This is a genomic window from Mesorhizobium sp. B2-4-1 (assembly GCF_006442185.1).
Lineage (GTDB): Bacteria > Pseudomonadota > Alphaproteobacteria > Rhizobiales > Rhizobiaceae > Mesorhizobium.
In genome coordinates, this window is record NZ_VFVN01000014.1 from 99,161 (window position 1) to 118,019 (window position 18,859).

The following is an 18,859-nucleotide window of genomic DNA, read 5'->3' on the forward strand; positions in this document are numbered from 1 at the left end:
CGGGACGTCACAGGGCAAGCAATTTGCCGCCCTGGAAATCTGGATCGTTGGAACTCGACTATCCCGCTGGTGGTTAGCCAGAAGGCTGCATAAGCCTCGCTCAGGAACGCCAGCCACCACTGCCGAAGTGACCTGAACTACGGAGCGTCGCCAGCAGGATGTTGGCTGCTCCGCGTTGATCAATCTTCGCTTGCTCACCAAGCGGAGACGCATTCCAGGCAGCCAGTTCTGACACCAAAAGAGCGGTATCCCCGTCTACCGATGCGCATCTAAGTTGTCCGTTCTTCCCCATCACGATTATAGCTGTACCTATCACGCCATATCCAATCGCAGCTATCCGCTGAACCCAGGTATCGCCGTCAACGCGGACATCGAACAGAACCGACCCTTCGGTTTTTTCCGCAGCGTCCGCCACACGATCACAGAACGGTCGATTGAGGCCTTCGATGTTGCCGAGTGACTGCTCAAACAAGGCCAATTCGACATGCTCTGCCACCATAGCTGTGAGAGTGCGCGCTAGCTGGCCCAATCAGCAAGACACCAGGACCATTATCCACAGCAGCCACAGCTGGTCCCCTTTTTGCCTACTTAATGCCCCCCGTCGGACCGCGAGCCGGGCAACGGCCTCTATGGCTTGGTCGACCTCGTCCGTCGTGGTGTAGTGTGACAGACCCAGCCGGGCGACGCCGCCTTTTTTCGCGCGGTCCAAGCCTGCCGGAGGCTTCATGGCATAGAGTCGCCGGCCCAGCCGAAGATGTTTTTCCTCAGCCAGCGCGGCCGCGTTTTCCAGCGGCGAGCGATTGGCCAGCGGCGAGGTGCCTGTTGAGCGGCAGATTCAGGGCCCTGATATCTGCGCACGCGGCACATCTTGCCCACCCCGGTTGATCGCCTAAATGTTTGGTCCCGGCATTTGCTGGAGCGGATTGAGTCTGAAGCGTTCCGGCTGTGACGCCCACGCCTTGCAGATGAACTCGTAGCGATCCTTCCGCAGTCAGCCTCCGGTTCAGCGGCCAGCTTCACTCCAATTTCTTCAAGCGATTGCGGGCCTCATCTATTCTCGGCACTACAATTGTCAGCCTACTGAATCCAGCATTCTCTTTATCACGGAAAATTTGAAGGTTCGCGCCTGCGACGCCACGCCATATGGATCAACCCCGGCATGGGACGGTCATCAGGCCCCGGGTCGAACAGGTGAGTATAGAACTTCTCTCCACCGCTCATGCTTGGATGTTGCGAGTGCGTCGAAAATTCCTTGGATTTCCGTTGTGCGCGTCCTTCCAAGTCACCAGCATCTGCAATTAGAGAACGTTTGGCTTCGTTCCAAGATGGTTCTCGGGCGGCAGCGCAAAGTCCGCTCGGCGCGCACACCATATGTGTCTCAGCTCGGCCCTTTTTTACTTTGCGTTGGATTCAAGGTGAAATTAGTGGACGCAAGCGAGAGGTCGGCTTTCGGCATCAAGCGGACTAAGCAGTCATTCAACTCCTGGCCTCAAGCAGCTCATGCACGCTCCACTTGACGGTGCGTGCCGCCCCAGCCGATGTCGGATTTATCTATGTCGACGGCGAGACATGCCTTTGACCACGCTTATTGGGGGCGCCGACTGGCGAGCCGCTTTGCCATCATTAGCGATGGAACGGAAAAGAAACCATTCTGCTTAAGACTGCTGCTTTTCGACGCACCTTTTCGAAACGTCGGAACGAGCGCTTTTCGCGCAGGCCTCGATGCCCCCATAGGTGAACCGGTTCCATGACGAGTCTGACAATACGCCACCGCATCCTCGTCAGTTTCGCTGCCGTTCTGGTGGTTATGTCCGTGATCGCCGTTATCGCGTACGCCTGGTTTCTTCAGGCGGAGCGGGAGGCAACTGAGGTCGAGAAGGGCATCCTTCCAGACCTCTATCACAGCACCGAGATCATGATGGGGCAGATGAAGGCACATAGCCTGCTTCAGGAATATGCCCTCCAGGACAACCCGTCGGATAAAAGCACGCTTGAAAGCACGATCGCGACCAATCGCGACCAAGTGCGGCGGTTGATGGACGAGTATGAAGCAACGATCGTCTCCGACATCGACAAGCAGAATTACGCAGTCGTCAAAGAACTCGCCAACCAATTTCGGCTGGCGGAAACTGCTGTGCTGGACACGAGCCGAGCTGCCTTGTCGAAAGGTGAAACTCCCAATGAAAGTCCGGTCATCAAGAACACGGTAGAGCCGATCTTTGTGAAATTGCAGTCCGCTCTGCAAGCCATGCTCGAGGATCACAGAGGCGAGGCAAACAGCGCGACGCAGCGAATCAGCTCAATCGTTAGCACGGCGGAAGTCGGTTTGAGCGTGGGCTTGTTGATAGCCCTCGGACTAGCCCTTCTTTTGGGTTACCAGCTGTTTCGCGCTGTCACAGCTCCGCTCACACGTTTGGTCGACGCGGTTCAAATGATACGGCAAGGCGACTTCAGCGAACGCCTCGATCTGAGGCGCCGGGACGAATTCAGCGTGCTTGCCGACGGCTTCAACGCAATGGCAGACGATCTCACAACTCTCATTGGTCAGGTACAAAGGTCCAGCATACAGGTCGGCACGTCGATAACTGAGATTGCTGCAACCTCCAAGCAGCAGCAGGCAACAGCGACTGAAATCGCCGCGACCACGACTGAGATCCGCGCGACAGCCAAGGAAATTTCCGCCACTTCAAACGAGCTGGTTCGCACGATGAACGAGGTCTCGACAGTTGCCGAGCAAACGGCTGCCGTCGCGGGCGGAGGGCAAGAGGGGCTGACCCGTATGGAAGGAACCATGCAGCAGGTCATGGACGCGGCGGGTGCGATCAATTCCAAACTCGCAATCCTCAGCGAGAAAGCTGGCAGCATCAATCAGGTGGTGACGACCATCACCAAAGTGGCCGATCAGACGAACCTGTTGTCGCTCAACGCTTCCATCGAGGCTGAGAAGGCCGGCCAATATGGCCGGGGCTTTGCAGTGGTGGCGACAGAGATCCGAAGGCTTGCGGACCAGACGGCCGTCTCCACTTACGATATCGAGCAGATGGTCAAAGACATCCAGTCGGCAGTTGCTGCCGGTGTGATGGGCATGGACAAGTTTTCCGAGCAGGTCCGCCGGGGCATGCACGAAATCCAGCAGGTCGGCGGGCAACTCTTCGACATCATCCAGCAGGTCCAGGGGTTGGTGCCACGTTTCGAAGTCGCCAATGAAGGCATGCAAGCACAGGCGATCGGCGCGGGACAGATAAGCGACACGCTAACCCAGCTAAGCGAGGCAGCTCAGCAAACAGTCGAGTCCCTTCAGCAATCGACGCTCGCGATCGACGAGCTCAATCAAGTCTCAGGTAGCATGCGAAGCAGCATTTCAAGGTTCAAGCTGAGAGCATAGCGGGCCGGCAGTAGGAGGTGATAATGCTATTCCTCGCCTTCAGTATGGGTTCGGATCGCTACTTGATCGATGTCCACCAAATTGAAGAGGTGCTGCCCTATATCGATGTGAAAGTTCTGCCGGGTGCGCCAACCGGTGTGGTCGGTCTGGTCAGTTATAACGGAATACCCATCCCTCTCATCGATGTTACTCTTCTTGCGCTTGGCCGGCCATCGGAGCGCCTATTGAGCACCCGGATCGTTGTTACGCGCTACCCGGCGCGAGATGGCGAGCAACGCCTGCTTGGGTTGGTCGCGGAACGGGTGACGGATACGGTCGAGCGAGACCCTGCCGACTTCGCGCCGTTCGGCCTCGAGCCAGAAACGCCGTCTTATCTTGGTCCGGTGGCTTCGGATGGCACGGAGATCATTCAGTGGGTCAAAGCGGAAGCGCTGCTTTCGGAAGAGATTCGTACCGCATTGCTCCGCCAGGCCGCGATGAGTGTTTAATGACCGGCGCAATAGAAAAGCTCCTGATGGAAACCATTGGACTGGACAGTGCCAGCGTTGGCCCGACAGTGGTCCGTCAGGCGGTCAGAGACCGGATGGCAGCGTGCCGGATTGCCAATCCTCAGGCCTATAGGGAACACTTGACCGGTTCCCCGCAGGAGCTGCAGGAGCTGATCAATGCGGTGGTGATCCCGGAGACTTGGTTCTTTCGCGACCGAGAAGCGTTCACGATGTTGGCGCGGCATGCGCGCGTGCACAAGCGTGCTCAGCCGACAAAAGTCTTGAGCCTGCCATGTTCAACCGGTGAAGAGGCCTATTCGGTCGCAATGGCCATGTTCGATGCCGGCTTTGAAGCGCACGAGTTCAACATCGATGCGGTGGACGTCAGTACCCGCAATATCGCGTTGGCTGAACGTGCCGTCTACGGGCGCAATTCCTTTCGCGGCAGCTATCTCGAATTCAGGGACCGCTATTTCGAAGCGGTCGAGGGTGGGTTGCGGCCCAGTGCTGCGGTGCTGAAACAGGTTCGCTTCAGGGTCGGCAACCTATTCGGTACTCGCGCAATTTTTGGGCAAGAGGTCTATGACATCCTACTCTGTCGGAATTTGCTGATCTATTTCAATCGCGAACTGCAGGATCGCGCATTGACCCGCCTGAAAGATCTCTTGGCCACGGACGGACTTCTTCTGGTCGGTCCCGCGGAAGCAGCACTTCCAAGGCTGCATGGCTTTATTTCCGCTGAATGGCCCTTGGCCTTTGCCTTCCTGGAATCGGAGCCCATCAAGGCCGCGGCGCCGACAACTGCTATCCCGGTGCGGACATCAACCCCGAAGCTCAACAAGAGCAAGCCCGTTCTTCCGCCACGACTGACCGTCGGCAAGGAAAACAGTGCGCCGGCCCTGGCCAAGCCCGTTGATCAGGTCTCGGAAAGCCTAGTCGCGGTTGAACGGATCGCCAATGCGGGTCGGGTAAAGGAGGCACAGGAGGTCGCCCTCGCCCATCTCGAGAAATTCGGTCCTTCCGCGCAAATCTTCTATCTGCTGGGCCTCGTTCAGGATGCGGATGGCGCTGCATCCAAGGCCGCGCAAAGCTATCGCAAGGCACTCTATCTCGCGCCAAATCATCGAGAGGCTCTGGTCCACCTGGCTTTGCTGCTTCGCAAGCAAGGCGACCACAGCGGCGCCGAGGCGCTGGCCGGAAGGCTGGTCCGGGTCCAGAAAAGGAGCGGCACCTGATGCCGGCTTCGACAAGGATCGCTCTGCCAGTGGAGCAGATTGAAATCGACGACTGCTGGCGGCGGATAGGCGTTCGGGGTGACAAGTCCTGTCCCCAACTGGAGCAGCATCTCCACTGCCGGAATTGCCCGACCTATAGGAAGATTGCACGGCGCCTCCTTGATCGTGCGGCGCCCTCGGCATATCGCGGCGAATGGCCTGATGACGCTGGTCGTGCAGCGGTCGTTTCAACGGACGATGAAGCGCTGCAGACGGCCGTTCTCTTCCGGTTGGGGAACGAATGGCTGGCGCTTCCAGCTGGCATTTTTCATGAAGTGGCTGAATCCCGTCCCGTTCATTCCCTTCCACACCGCAGGAATAGTGCAGTGCTCGGCATCGCCAATGTCCGGGGCGAATTGCTGATTTGCCTGTCGCTCGCTGAATTGCTCGGGATCGACGAAGCCAAGGAGGAGGAACAAGGCAGACGAGCCAAGATATTTCGCCGCCTCGTCGTGGTGGGCGAGCGGGACAAGCGGGTTGCTTTCACGGTTGATGAGGTCCACGGCTTACATCGCTACCGGGCACGCGACACTCTCGCCGTGCCAGCTACGATCGGCAAGACGCTGTCGGCGGCTACTGTTGCCGTTTTGCCCTGGCGGGAACGGGCTGTTGGCTGTCTCGACCCGGGACAACTGCTCACGATGATGGATCGGAGCATGGCATGACAGATGAGGACTTCAGCCAGGTTTCGATGTTGAGCCTTTTCCAGGCCGAACTGGAGACGCAATCACAGGCTTTGACCTCCGGCCTTCTTGCGCTCGAACGCGATCCTGTCGCCACCGACGCACTGGAAGAATGCATGCGGGCCGCGCATTCGCTGAAAGGAGCAGCCCGCATCATCGATCTGACGCCCGCCGTCAAAGTTGCAAATGCAATGGAAGATTGCTTGGTCGCCGCGCAACGTGGGCATCTGAGGGTACGCAAGGAGCATATAGATGCGCTTCTGCAAGGCTCTGACCTTCTGAAATTGATCGCATCGGGATCATCGAACGAGAGCGTCAACCCGGAAGTCGAAAGCTTTCTGGCGAAGTTCGAGGAACTGTCCCTCCCCGAGCCCGCACCCCAAGATTCGGCAGCTGATTTCGCAACGCCAGAGCATAGCCGAAAGGAGCCGGCGGCAACCTCGTCAGCGAACCCCCTTGTCGAGCCGAAAGCTCAAGCCCGAGGGAGCATCGGCTCAGATAGAATGGTTCGGGTGACGGCAGAAAGCCTGAACCGATTGCTCGGTTTGGCCGGCGAGTCGCTGATGGAAGCTCGGCGGCTCAGGCCATTCGCTGACGGGCTGCTGCGGCTGAAGCACCTTCAATCAGACATCGCAAGTGCGTTCGACAATCTTGATGCAGTGCTGCTGCCGGTCGCAAAAGATGCGGCTGTGGTGGAAGCGCTGGTTGAAACGCAGCGAAAGCTTCGGTTGAGCCAAGCCTTCTTGGCGGAGCGTCTCGATGAGTTGGATTCAGTCGATCGGAAAGCCACCGATCTTGCCAACCGATTGTACGAGGAGACGTTGGCGAGCCGGATGCGACCTTTTGAAGACGGGGTGAGACACTACGCAAGAACGGTCCGCGACCTCGGTCGTACACTTGGCAAGCGGGTGCGACTGGAGATCGTAGGCGGCTCGACCGGCATCGACCGCGATATCCTCGAGCAGCTGGATGCCCCCTTGGGGCATCTTCTGCGCAACGCGGTAGACCATGGGCTTGAATCGCCTGATGAGCGCCTCGCAACCGGCAAACCCGAAGAGGGACTCATCAGGCTCGAAGCTAGGCACAATGCCGGACTGCTGCAAATAGCCGTGGTGGACGACGGCAGAGGGATCGAGCTCTCGAAGCTGCGCGAGACTGTCGTCGCCCGGCAGTTTGCAACCAGGGAAAGCGCCGACGCGCTCAGCGAAACGGAATTGCTGGCATTCCTTTTTCTGCCCGGCTTTTCGATGAAAGTTGGCCTGTCCGACGTCTCCGGCCGTGGCGTGGGTCTCGATGCAGTGCAGGCGATGACGAAGGAGGTCCGCGGAATCACGAGCGTCTCCTCGGAATTTGGTCGAGGAACCCGGTTTCAACTGCAACTGCCGCTGACGTTGTCAGTCCTGCGCACCTTACTCGTCGAAGTCGATGGGGAGCCCTATGCGTTTCCACTCGCTGCCATCTCCAAGACAATGAAATTGCAGCGGATGGAGATCAACCTCCTGCAGGGCCGCCCGCATTTTCGCTTGAACGATCGACAGATCGGGTTGGTGACAGCGCGCGAGGTGCTGGATCGAGGAGAGCCTGCGTCCGAACCAGAGGAACTCTCGGTCGTCGTGGTGGAAACGGGTCGGGGGGAAGCCTACGGCCTAATCGTCGACCGTTTTCTCGGGGAACGCGAACTGGTGATCAGACCTCTCGATTCCCGGTTTGCCAAGATCAAGGACATCAGCGCAGCGGCCCTGATGGAGGACGGTTCGCCTGTTCTGATCTTCGACGTCGATGATCTGGTTCGATCGGTGGAAAAGCTTGCGTCGTCCAGCGGATTTCGAGCCCTTCGGCGAGCCGCGGGCGGTCCCGGACCGAGCAGACGCAAGCGCGTGCTGGTGATTGACGATTCACTCACGGTTCGCGAACTCCAGCGCAAGATGCTGGGCAATCACGGTTATGACGTCGAAGTGGCAGTCGACGGTATGGACGGGTGGAATGCCGTCCGATCTGGTCCTTTTGATCTCGTCGTCACTGACATAGACATGCCGCGCATGGATGGTATCGAACTGGTGAGCCTGATCAGAAAGGACGCCCATCTCAGGAACACACCCATCATGATCGTTTCATACAAGGATCGGGAAGAAGATCGCTCGCGCGGGCTTGACGCCGGTGCCGACTATTATCTGACCAAGAGTACCTTTCAGGACGAGGCGCTGATCCATGCCGTCGTGGACATGATCGGCGAGGCGACTGAATGAGATCGAAATTGGCGACCAACGAATGAGAATTGGCGTAGTCAACGACATGCCGATGGCGGTTGAACTTCTGCGCCGGCTGGTCATGTCGACCGGCGAACACCAAGTCGCATGGATTGCGACCAATGGGCGTGAGGCGGTCGAGGTCTGCAGACGTGATCTGCCGGATCTGATACTCATGGATCTAGCGATGCCAGAGATGGACGGGGTGGAAGCGACCCGCAGAATCATGGCGGAAACCCCATGTTCAATCTTGCTGGTGACAGCCAGTATCGAAGCCAACGTCGCCGGCGTCTACGAAGCGATGGGGCATGGCGCGCTCGACGCCGTCGATATTCCCTCAGTAGGCATCGAAGGTGATGCGTCCTCGCAATCCGCACGGCTGTTGACCAACAAGATAGCAACGATCGGCAAGCTGATCGGCGATGCGCCGGGCAAGGCAAGAAGGAGGATGTCCCGTGCGGCTGAGCCGACAGCTCGACGGCTAATTGCAATCGGTGCCTCTGCTGGCGGGCCGGCCGCCGTTGCCGCAGTCCTGAGCGCGTTTCCCGTTGATTTCGCCGCCGCCATCGTGCTCGTACAGCATCTCGATGCCCAATTCGTTCCAGGCCTTGCTGATTGGCTCGGCCAGCATACGCCTCTCCCGATCCGTCCAGCGCGGGAAAACGATAGTCCTCAAGCGGGCACCGTTCTCATTGCCAGTTCCGCGGATCATCTGGTTTTCAAGTCAGCTCAGCAACTTGGCTATACGCCTAGCCCCGAGGACAGCGTTTATCGGCCGTCCGTAGATGTGTTCTTCGAAAGTGCCGCGCAATGGTGGCCTGGCTCGGTGATTGGAGTCCTGCTCACAGGCATGGGCAGGGATGGTGCGCACGGGTTGAGACAGCTCCGCGACAAGGGGCATCTCACAATCGCGCAGGATAGAGCAACCAGCGCCGTCTACGGCATGCCGAAGGCCGCCGCCGATGTCGGCGCGGCTGTTGATATTCTTCCTTTGAGTGCGATCGGCTCACGCATAATCGAAGCCCTTTCAGCGCTCCAGGTGAAAGGGTTCGTCCGATGACGCTAGAACCACAGCTGGTCCCACCACTTGCAGATAACTATTCATCCATGGTTCTGCTCATCGATGACCAGATCATGGTTTGCGAGGCGGTCAGGCGCGCTCTAGCCAGCGAGCCTGATATCTCGTTACACTTCTGCACCGACCCATTGAGAGCGATGACGGTCGCCGACGAGGTAAAGCCAACCGTCATCCTGCAGGATCTCGTCATGCCCGGGGTCGATGGGCTGCATCTGGTGCGAGAATACCGGAAGCATGCTTCGACACGCGCGGTCCCAGTCATTGTGCTGTCGAGCAAGGAAGACCCAGCCACCAAGGGCGAAGCGTTCGGTGCGGGAGCGAACGATTATCTCGTAAAGCTTCCGGATCGTATCGAGCTGATTGCACGCGTTCGATATCACACGCGGGCCTATCTGGATCACGTCCAGCGAGAAGCTGCATACCGAGCGCTAAGGGAAAGCCAGCGACAGCTGATCAGTGCTAATCTCGAGCTTGAACGTCTGACGCGGATCGATGGCCTGACGGGCCTCGGCAACAGGCGCTATTTTGACGAATATCTGGCGTCTGAATGGAAGCGTGCTTTTCGCGCACAATCCCCATTGTCGCTGTTGATGATCGATGCCGACAACTTCAAACGATACAATGATACCTATGGCCATATGGCCGGCGACGAGGTGCTCAAGCAAATCGCCCGCGTAATCCAGAGCGGTTCCGGCCGTTCCACCGATCTCGCTGCGCGGTACGGAGGCGAAGAGTTCGTCATCGTGCTGGTCGACACTTTACTGGAACAATCCAGTGCGATCGCAGAGCAGCTCGTCCAGAGCGTGCGGGAGCTGAACATACCCCACGGCTCGGATCGCGTGACCATCAGCGTTGGCGTCGCAACAGCGGTGCCCACCGAGAACGAAACGCCGAAGGATTTCGTCAATGCCGCCGATCTGGCTCTTTTTCGTGCCAAATCGGAAGGACGAAATCGTGTTGCGCTTCAGATGTCCCGCGCTTGACGAGTGGCTAGGCAAACTGTTGGGCCATGCAAGCCGTATTGCCGGTCGTGAGCTCATGGCGGCAGGATGGTACACTTTCACCAATTGCATGATAGCGGACGTGCTGCGGCCGCCGACCTGTCGGCCTATCCGAATACCGCAGCAGGCTCCAAACATTTGAAAATACGTTGAATGCACCCCGCTCGCCGGCCTTCAAGAAGGTCTATGCCGACCAGCTCGCTCATTCCGCGGTTGGACATCAAAAACTCATCGCCATTGCATTTGGCTGAAGCGGGCGCCGCAGTTCTGCTCTGACAGGAGCGTGGACCGCAAGCAGTTCGTTCCACTCCACCGAGTTTTCTGCTTGAATACCTCTAAAGCCATCCATGGAGGCCCCTTCCATTCTGAATGATCCCTTCGCCCCCTTACGACAGCGTTTCCTGGCTCGGTGCGCCACTCAACTCGCGGAGTTGAGGGCGGCGCGTCAGAGAGGCCCGTCAGTGGGCTCCAACGACACCCTGATTCCCACCGCGCACTCGCTCGCCGGGGCCGCGGGGACATTCGGGTTTGCGGAGATCAGCGCGCGGGCATCGGCGTTGGAGACATTGCTGATCGAGCAGGCGGACGATGGGGCCTCGCACGCCGCACTCGATGCGCTTATCACGGAGATCGAGCGGACGCTGAAGTGACTCAGCAGACGGGGCTCACTTCTTCGCGCCGCCCAGGCCGGTCCTGGTCATCTCACCCCAGCTCTGGTCGGCCCGAAGAAATTGCCACCAGCCCTTCACGCGCCAGAAATTGTTGAGCTGGCGGTAGCCGAAATTCTCGATCACGGCGACCGCCGTCAATACCGCGAGGTCCCTGGCGCGGGGAAAACGCTGCAACTCGGCCTCTTCGAGAACGAGGGAGCATACGCTCACGCAGACGCCATAGGTGAAGATGAGCGAGGTGAAGGCCAGAAGATATTCGGCCGAAAGGACACCGAGCAGCCAGAAGGCGGGGATGAGGATATAGCCCAGCACCTCCGCCACCGGTCCCAGAACGTCGACAATGAAGATGTGGCCGAAGCCGAGAAAGCCGACGCGGCCATAGCGCGGGTTGAAGAGCATGGAGCGGTAGCGGAAGAAGCATTCGAGCGAGCCGCGCTGCCAGCGCGTGCGCTGCCGGGCAAGGACGCTCAGCGATTCCGGCGCCTCGGTCCAGCACACCGGCTCCGGAATGAACTGGATGCGGTATTTGCGCTTTTTATCCCGCATATAGCGGTGCAGCTTGATGACGAGGTCGAGGTCCTCGCCCATCGAACCCTTGGTGAAGCCGCCGACCGCCACCACTTCGGCTCGGCGAAACATGCCAAAAGCGCCGGAGACCAGCATCAGTGTGTTGATGCGGCTCCAGGCAAGCCGCGCCATCAGGAAGGCGCGCAGGTATTCGACCACCTGGAGCAGTGGCAACAGACGGCGTGGCAGACGGACCTCGCGCACCCTGCCTGCCTCGATCCTGGAGCCGTTGGCGATGCGGATCGTGCCGCCGACGGCAATGGTGCGCTCGGGGTCGTCGATGAATGGCTGGGCGGCACGCATCAGCGCGTCGGGCTCAAGGATAGAGTCGCCGTCGATGACACAAAAGAGCGGCGCGCGACAGACATTGATGCCGGCGTTCTGGGCGTCGGCCTTGCCGCCGTTCTCCTTGTCGACGACGAACAGCCGCTCGGTCATCGGTGACGAATAGAGGCCGCGGATCGGATTGTGCGCGAGCGCCTCCTCATAGGGCCGATGGAACTTTACCAGCTTGAACGCCTCGATGAGGCGCAGCAAGGTCTCGTCTTTCGAGCCGTCGTTGATGACGATGACCTCGAAATTGGGATATTCGAGCGCCAGCATGGAATGGACGCTCTCGACCACGTTCAAGGCCTCGTTGTAGGCGGGCACCAATAGCGCGATCGGCGGCGCGACATCGCCATAGCGGTGCCAAAGCAGCGCCGAGCGCGCGACCGGTGGGCGCTTGGACAATGCATAGCCGGCGACGATGAGCTGCAGGAGGTATATCGTCGTCTGCGCCAGCCCGGCCCCGATGATGAACCAAGACAAGATGGTGGCGGCAAGAACGATCTCGTCGCTCCAGTCGGCGATCATACGGCTGGTCCCTCGGCAAGAATGAGCGAGGCGGTGCGCTGGCTGCGCGAGACCTCACTGTCGGCAATCTGGCGCAGCAACCGCTCTCCCGGCTGGCCGAAGGAGCGCAGCGCGTTGGCGGCGGCATAGCGCACGTTCCACACCTCGTCGCCCATCAGCTTGGATAGCGGCCGGCCAAGTTCGGCGAGGCCGAGGCGGCCGGCGGCATCGGCGGCCGCGCTGCGCACCTCCCAGTCGCCTTTTGTCATCGCGGTCGAGAGGATCGCCGGCGCGTCGGCATTTCCGGTGAGGCCGAGCGCCCGCAGTGCCGCCGCGGCAACCTCGGGCGAGGCGTCGTCGGCCAAGCGGGCGAAGAGATCGGCGAAGCGGAAGCCGCCGGCGCGGGCCAATGCGTCGATCGCGGCCGCCCTTATGAAGGGCACGGCGTCGGCGCGCGCAGCATGGTCCGCCAGTTCCTCCAGGCGCGCGTGCGGAAAGCGCCTGAACAGCTCGATCAGGCGTCGCGAGCGCTGCCCGGCCACGCCGATCTTGCGCAGCGCAATGCCGAGCGGCGGCAGGCTGTTCAGATCGCAGAGCGCTATGGCGACGGCGATCCTGACCTCGCGCGAGCGGTCGTGGTTCAGCGCGGAAAGCAGGCTTGCCACCGCACCTTCCGAGCGCAGCGCCGCCAGCATCTCGGCCGCATGGATGCGTTCGGCGCCGTTGCCCTTTTCCAGTTGCCTGCCGACAAGGGCCGGCAGGCCACATTCCTTGAAAGCAGCAAGGACATCGTCGTGCTCCTCGCCGCGCAAAAGCGAAATGAACTCGAAGCCGGTATTGATCGCCACGCCAGCCGGCACCGAAAGAATGGCCGTTTTCAACACCTCGCGGTCGCGGCTCTCGGTGAAGGCGATCAGCGCAGTCAGAAGCTGACGCCGCTGATCGGCCGCAGCCTTGCTCCGGCGCTCCTGCAGGACGCGTCTCGCGATCAGGAACAGCATGATCACCAGCGAAAGAGCGCTGAGCAGTATGGAGAGATCCCAGATGTACCACATGGTCAGAACCGCGCGGTCAGGCCGAGACCGAATGTATTCCGGTCGAATCTCGGTCGTTCTTCATGCGCGATGCTGGCGCGCAACGTCAGCGGATCGCTGATGTCCCAGGAAACACCACCAAAGACCGCGCGCGTCGGCACCAGCGTGCCGTCGGAGATTTCGGGAGCGTCGGCATAACCGCCGAACACGTTGAAGTGCGGTGTCGCAGCAAGGTCGACGCGAAGCACATAACCGTCTGCGCCCGTGCCGATATCATCCTGCGCATGAACCCAGCGGGCGGAAAGCCCCAGGCGGCCGTCTAGGATAGAGGTCTGCACCCATGGCGAGATGCTGGTGACATTTGTGTCGGCGAAATTGTCGTAGCGGGCGTCGATGTTGAGCGAAAGCGGGCCGAACGCCTTTGCCGGCGCCATGACCTGCCACGAAGCCCCGGCGCCGATCGAATAGCGCGCGAGGAAATCAGCGTCCGGCGTCGCCGCCGCCAGAGCATAGGCAGAGAACGCCGGCGAGAAGGCCTGGTCGATACGGCCTTCGATCTGGACGTCGGTGCGGCCGAAGCGTGTAGCCAGCCGGGTGCGACCGGAAATCGTGGTGCGCGGCGACAGCCGATAGGCAAGACCTGCCGAACTGTCGGTCCAGTCGCCGAGCTCGCTCGTGAGATCGCTCACCTCGCTGCCGAGATCGAGCCGCCATTTGCGCGGCGGCGGCACGGCCAGCCTTTGCTCGATATCGAAAGAGCCAGGCTCGACGGCGAGCGCTTGGCTGTAGGCATCCCGCGCGTCCTCCTCTTTACCCTCGGCGCGGCGCACATCGCCGAGCCCGACCAGCGCCTCGGCATTGCGCGGATCGGCCGCAAGCACGCGCTGGAACGACTGCCCGGCCCGCGTGTAATCGGCCTCGAGCAAAGCCACTCTCGCATCCAGCTCGAGCGCCTCGACATTGCCTGGCACTGAGGCCAGCACGCCATCGACCAAGCGGCGGGCGCTCGGCGCGTCGCCCCGCCAGATCGCCAGGCGCACCTTGCCGAGCCGCGCGTCGAGAAGGCCCGGCTTGATCGCAAGCGCGCGGTCGAAGAAAAGCCCCGCCTCGTCGAAGCTTTGGCTGGAGCCGACGACCAGGCCAAGGGCGACGAGGATGTCGGTGTTCTTCGGCGCCAGTCCCAGTGCCCGGCGATAGACTTTCTCCGCCTCGGGCAGCTTTCCCGCCGCTCGCAGGCGTCTGCCCTGCTCCATCAGACCGGCGACGGGATCGGGCCGCCGGCTAGTCGGTTTCTTTGTCGGCGCCGGAACCGCGGGAGACCGTCTCACCTCACTGCCGGCGGCTTGCTTCGCCTTCTGGATATTCGCGATAAGCGTGGCGGCGTCAGCGTTGCCGGGCTCGGCCCGCAGGGCCGTTTCGGCTAGCGGAAGCGCGGCATCCAGATTGCCCGAGCGGAACTCGACCTCAGCCATGCCAAAGCTGGCGTCCCGATAGGTTGGGGCCAAGGACAGGGCGTTGGAAAAAGCGTCGCGCGCTGCCGACAGATTGTCGCGGCCGAGTTCGGCAAAACCGAGTTGCACCAAGGCGTCGGCGTTATCGGGTTTAAGCGCAAGGGCGCGCCGTAAAAACTCCACCGCCTCGTCAAAATGCTGCGCTTGCCTGGCCTTGACGCCGAACTCGTAAAGTTCATCCACCGTCTGCGCCAGCACCGCGCCTTGGGGCGCAGCGATCGCCAGGATCAGACATGCGCCAAGGGCTGCGCACCGGCGGCGCCGCATCAGCGTTTCCCGCTCTTTCGCGCGAGCAGACGCGCCAACCGCGCCAGAAGCTCCTCGGGGATGAATGGCTTCACAAGGTAGTCGTCGGCTCCTTTTTCGAGGGCCGAGACGATGTCCCTTTCGCCCTTGCGGGCGGTCAGCATGACGACCGGGGTTTCGGACAAAGCCGGATCGCCCTTGATGCGGGCAAGGACCTCCAGGCCGTCGGCCTTGGGCATCATCGCGTCGAGCACGATGATGTCCGGCGCCTCATGCTCTGCCTTCGAGAGCGCTTCCGCCCCGTCTACTGCTTTGATGACCTCATATCCCTTTGCCCTGAGCCTGAATTCCATCAGCTCGATCAACAAGGGATCGTCATCGCAAATCAGAACTCTTGCCTTCGCTCCGTTCACCAGCCTTGCTCCGGTTCCGTCGCCCCCCGGAGTGATCCCATGAACCGACATCCGCCAATGCGGTCCATGCAGACAGAAATATTCGTCTCGACTCTCTCATCGACGTCCGCCGATGCCACGCGATTATAGACAACCTGATTCGCTGCGCCTGCACCTCGGCACAATCAGTAGATGAATAAGGCGACATGGTATAGGAGCCCTGAACGGCATCGCACAGTGTGCAGACAAACTGCGCTCGGTGGCCAAGCCATACGTCGGCTCAGGTGCGCGATAGAAGCAATCTTTTGACTTCACCGGCAAGCGCAAGCGGGTCGAAAGGTTTGGCGATCACCCCCACCGCCCCCATAGCCAGATAGCGTTCGACCTCATGCGTCTGGGTGCGCGCGGTGATGAACACCACGGGTATCGACGCCGTCGGCCGGGACTCGGCCAGGCGCCTCAGCGTCTCCGGTCCGTCCAAGTCCGGCATCATCACATCGAGCAGGATGAGGTCGGGCCGCCATTCGGCGGCATCGGCCAGCGCCTGCATGCCCGAAGAACAGGATCGCACCTCGAATTCCGGCTCGAGCTCCAGCGACATCTGGGCGATTTCGCGGATATCGTCCTCGTCGTCTACATAGAGGATCCTTGCGGGCATTAGCATCACTCCTTGGCGTGCGCGGCAGGCCGAGTGCCATTGCGGGACGAAACCAACATGTTCCGTACCAACTTTGCCACATCGATTTCCGACGCTCTGGTCTTGGTCATGATCGCCTGCACCCGATCGCCGAGCTTCTGGTCGAGTTCCGCCGCCGAGAACACGATGACCGCAGTCTCGAGCGGCAGATCGGTCAGGAGGTCGAGGCCCGATCCGTCGGGAAGCGCGATATCCAGGATGACTAGGTCGAAGCGATAGCGGGCGATCGCCTCCTGGGCCTGCTTTAGTGTCTTCGCCGAGGTGATCGAGACGCCCGAACCCAGCCCTTCTGACATCACCGCAAGCACGCCCTCATCGTCTTCGACATGCAGGATTTGTGGCTTCGGCTCGACCCTACGGCCGACGATCTTGGCAAGAGCGGCGTGAAGCCGTTTCGAATCCACCGGCTTCTCCAGCCAGTCGACGATGCCGACGGCGCTGCCGTTCAGCGAGCGCCTGGCCTCGTCGGCGACGGCGGAGATGACGATGACCGCAATGTCGGAATTCACCGGTGATGCCCGTATGTCGTGGAAGAGCTTGATTCCGGATTCCCCCGCCAGCTTGATGTCGAGCGTCAGCGCCACGTAGTCGCGCGAGCTCAGCAGCGCTTTGGCGGTGTCGATATCGGGCGCGACGTCGCTGGCAAAGCCTTCTGCATCGAGAAGTGCTGCGATCACCACAGCAATGTCAGGCTCGTCCTCGCAGATGAGGACACGCAGGCGGCCATCGCGCTTGCGCGCCCGGCGCTCGACCGAAACCGGCTTCTCGGTCTGCCTGTGCGCTTCGGGGAGGTCAATGTGAAACGAGGTTCCCTTGCCTTCCTCGGTTTCGAAGGAGATGCCGCCGCCCAACTTTTCAGTGATGGCCTTGACGATGCTCAAGCCCAGGCCAGTACCGCCTATCTTGCGAGTGCTGGAGGCGTCCGCCTGCTCGAACTTCCCGAATATGCGACTGCGGAACGCCTCGGGGATGCCAGCGCCCTGGTCCACGACCGAGATGCGCAGCATATCGGGGGCACGACGATGGAGTTTCACCGTGACGATGCCATCAGTGTGCGAGAACTTGATCGCATTCGACAGCAGGTTGGCCATCACCTGATGCAGGCGATCCGGATCTATGTTGGCTTCGGCGCGCGGGGCATCGTCGACCAAGACGATCCTGATTCGGCTGTCGGCCATGTAGTTGGTGCTGGCGGCAATCGCCTGTTCCAGGACCGGGCGGACAGCCATCTGCCTGATCTTGAAGGTGATCACGCCAGATTCGATCTTCTCCATATCAAGGATGTCGTTGATGAGAAGAACCAGCCTTTCACTGTTGGTGTGGGCGATGTTGACGAGATTGGCGGCCTTGGGCGGCAGTTCGCCGGCGACGCCGGCCGCGATCAAACCAAGTGAGCCGCGGATGGAGGTCAGTGGGGTGCGCAATTCGTGGCTGACCGTCGAGATGAAATCGTTCTTCAGCTGGGCATTTCGCTTTTGCTCGGTGATGTCGCGATTGTAGGTGATGACGCCGCTGATCTTGCCGGTCTCGTCGCGGAACGGTGCCTTCAGCGTGTAGAGCCAGCCTTGTCTGCCGTCCGGGAAAACCGCCGGCTGGTCGATGCGCAGCGTCTGCCCGGCTTCCAGAGCGCCCATCTCATCCTGCCGGAAGCGCTCGGCCACGTCCTTAGAGTAGAAATCGAAATCCGTCTTGCCGATAAGCTGTTCGACCGAAGCGGCGCGCATCATTTCGGCAGTGGCGGGATTGGCGGCGATGAACCGGCCGTCGACATCCTTAATGTTCAGGCAATCCGGGAGTTCGCGGACCATGGCCCGGTAGATCATGTTGGACATCGCAAGATCGCGCCGCCGCTGCTGCCGGTCCAGCAGAACGCTTATGAGGACGGTGCTGAGGAAGCGGAACACGAGTGATGGGAGTGTGCTCTGCTGCACCAGGTCGGCAACGACTTGCGAGGGGATGATCAGGAGCGTGATCAGCCCGGCGAAAGCTACCGACACGCCGAGTCCGAATATGTCGAACATGGTGCGAGACCGGGCAGTAACGATGTGGTGCCACGCAATACCGACTATAGCGGTGATGAGGATCCCCACGACACCGACGCTCGCGCCCTGTCCACCGAGATAGATGCGATAGGCAATGGAGCCGGCAGTAGCGATGAACATCGCCGGCCATCCACCGAAGAACGCGGCAGCCGCAATGAAGGCGGCGCGGAGATCGACGACGAAGCCGGAGACGGACAAGCCCGTCGCCATGGAAATGATCGCGCCCATGCACATGACCACGCCAAGAACCAGCGACTGCATCCGCGTCGACAGACGCCCGGTGAAGTCCGCCACAAGATCCCAGGCGACCACGAGGATGGAGACCAGGGCAAGATTGGCGAGGAGTGACTGCCAGAACTCGGTCATGACTTTCCCGCTCCTTTTCCCGATAGATACCGCCAAAACCTATCCGAGGTCTAAAGAAGCTACAGACTCCGGCCCTCTGCCAGTTGAGGCTCGCTGCTCGAAGTCGCGTTGGTGGTTAATCCGCGCGTCGACAGCCCTCTGGCCGAGCCTGCCATAGCCCGGGCGGAACCATCCTCTCCACTCGCGGTTTGGGCAGGCAACCCAAGGGAGACCTTCATGACACAATCGCGCGACTGGTTGATACAATGGCTGAGGGACGCTCACGCCATGGAGGAGCAGGCGGAGACGATGCTCTCCGGGCAACTGTCACGCCTCGAGAGCTATCCGGAGCTCGGCGACCGCAT

General features: G+C 60.6%; 16 protein-coding genes. 9 read left to right on the forward strand and 7 right to left on the reverse strand.

Annotated features, from left to right (window positions below; all coding sequences use genetic code 11):
* Positions 1–100: 100 nt before the first annotated feature.
* Positions 101–472, reverse strand: coding sequence for a hypothetical protein (locus FJ949_RS27050; RefSeq protein ID WP_224656134.1), 372 nt, complete (start codon positions 470–472; stop codon positions 101–103).
* 1,275 nt (positions 473–1,747) lie between these two features.
* Here FJ949_RS27050 and FJ949_RS27060 point away from each other — a divergent pair.
* From FJ949_RS27060 to FJ949_RS27095, 8 genes are all read left to right on the forward strand, one after another.
* A complete protein-coding gene (locus FJ949_RS27060; RefSeq protein WP_140500721.1) occupies positions 1,748–3,385 on the forward strand; it encodes a methyl-accepting chemotaxis protein in 1,638 nt (545 codons plus the stop codon).
* A 23-nt stretch (positions 3,386–3,408) separates the two neighbouring features.
* Positions 3,409–3,873 carry a chemotaxis protein CheW gene (locus FJ949_RS27065; RefSeq protein ID WP_140500722.1) on the forward strand — a complete coding sequence of 155 codons (465 nt, stop codon included), beginning with the start codon at positions 3,409–3,411 and terminating at the stop codon, positions 3,871–3,873.
* Positions 3,873–5,108 carry a protein-glutamate O-methyltransferase CheR gene (locus tag FJ949_RS27070; RefSeq protein ID WP_140500723.1) on the forward strand — a complete coding sequence of 412 codons (1,236 nt, stop codon included), beginning with the start codon at positions 3,873–3,875 and terminating at the stop codon, positions 5,106–5,108. The genes FJ949_RS27065 and FJ949_RS27070 overlap by 1 nt, the downstream gene beginning before the upstream one ends.
* Positions 5,108–5,812: a chemotaxis protein CheW gene (locus FJ949_RS27075; RefSeq protein ID WP_140500724.1), complete on the forward strand. Its 705-nt coding sequence runs from the start codon at positions 5,108–5,110 to the stop codon at positions 5,810–5,812. Before FJ949_RS27070 ends, FJ949_RS27075 begins: the two co-directional genes overlap by 1 nt.
* Positions 5,809–8,076, forward strand: a complete 2,268-nt coding sequence (locus tag FJ949_RS27080; RefSeq protein WP_140500725.1) for a hybrid sensor histidine kinase/response regulator — start codon at positions 5,809–5,811, stop codon at positions 8,074–8,076. The genes FJ949_RS27075 and FJ949_RS27080 overlap by 4 nt, the downstream gene beginning before the upstream one ends.
* Positions 8,077–8,098: 22 nt before the next feature.
* The gene (locus FJ949_RS27085) at positions 8,099–9,136 is read left to right on the forward strand and encodes a chemotaxis response regulator protein-glutamate methylesterase (RefSeq protein WP_140500726.1); all 1,038 of its coding nucleotides are present in this window, start codon (positions 8,099–8,101) and stop codon (positions 9,134–9,136) included.
* Positions 9,137–9,183: 47 nt separating this feature from the next.
* On the forward strand, positions 9,184–10,137 hold the full coding sequence (locus FJ949_RS27090) for a PleD family two-component system response regulator (RefSeq protein ID WP_281405526.1): 954 nt from the start codon (positions 9,184–9,186) through the stop codon (positions 10,135–10,137).
* Positions 10,138–10,502: 365 nt separating this feature from the next.
* Complete coding sequence (locus FJ949_RS27095) at positions 10,503–10,805, forward strand: Hpt domain-containing protein (protein WP_181165450.1); 303 nt, start codon at positions 10,503–10,505, stop codon at positions 10,803–10,805.
* Between the two features lie 15 nt (positions 10,806–10,820).
* On the opposite strand, the gene FJ949_RS27100 is transcribed toward FJ949_RS27095, so the two are convergent.
* The 6 genes from FJ949_RS27100 to FJ949_RS27125 form a co-directional block, all read right to left on the reverse strand.
* Positions 10,821–12,248 (reverse strand): glycosyltransferase family 2 protein, encoded by a 1,428-nt coding sequence (locus FJ949_RS27100; protein ID WP_181165449.1) that lies wholly within the window; start codon positions 12,246–12,248, stop codon positions 10,821–10,823.
* Positions 12,245–13,282 (reverse strand): HEAT repeat domain-containing protein, encoded by a 1,038-nt coding sequence (locus FJ949_RS27105; protein WP_140500728.1) that lies wholly within the window; start codon positions 13,280–13,282, stop codon positions 12,245–12,247. The genes FJ949_RS27100 and FJ949_RS27105 overlap by 4 nt, the downstream gene beginning before the upstream one ends.
* 2 nt (positions 13,283–13,284) lie before the next feature.
* The gene (locus FJ949_RS27110) at positions 13,285–15,039 is read right to left on the reverse strand and encodes a YaiO family outer membrane beta-barrel protein (protein ID WP_140500729.1); all 1,755 of its coding nucleotides are present in this window, start codon (positions 15,037–15,039) and stop codon (positions 13,285–13,287) included.
* A complete protein-coding gene (locus FJ949_RS27115; RefSeq protein WP_140500730.1) occupies positions 15,039–15,431 on the reverse strand; it encodes a response regulator in 393 nt (130 codons plus the stop codon). The genes FJ949_RS27110 and FJ949_RS27115 overlap by 1 nt, the downstream gene beginning before the upstream one ends.
* A 259-nt stretch (positions 15,432–15,690) precedes the next feature.
* Positions 15,691–16,068, reverse strand: coding sequence for a response regulator (locus FJ949_RS27120; RefSeq protein WP_140500731.1), 378 nt, complete (start codon positions 16,066–16,068; stop codon positions 15,691–15,693).
* Positions 16,069–16,073: 5 nt separating this feature from the next.
* Positions 16,074–18,515 (reverse strand): ATP-binding protein, encoded by a 2,442-nt coding sequence (locus FJ949_RS27125; RefSeq protein ID WP_140500732.1) that lies wholly within the window; start codon positions 18,513–18,515, stop codon positions 16,074–16,076.
* Between the two features lie 216 nt (positions 18,516–18,731).
* Here FJ949_RS27125 and FJ949_RS27130 point away from each other — a divergent pair.
* On the forward strand, positions 18,732–18,859 hold a 128-nt coding region (locus FJ949_RS27130; protein ID WP_140500733.1), incomplete at its 3' end, for a DUF892 family protein.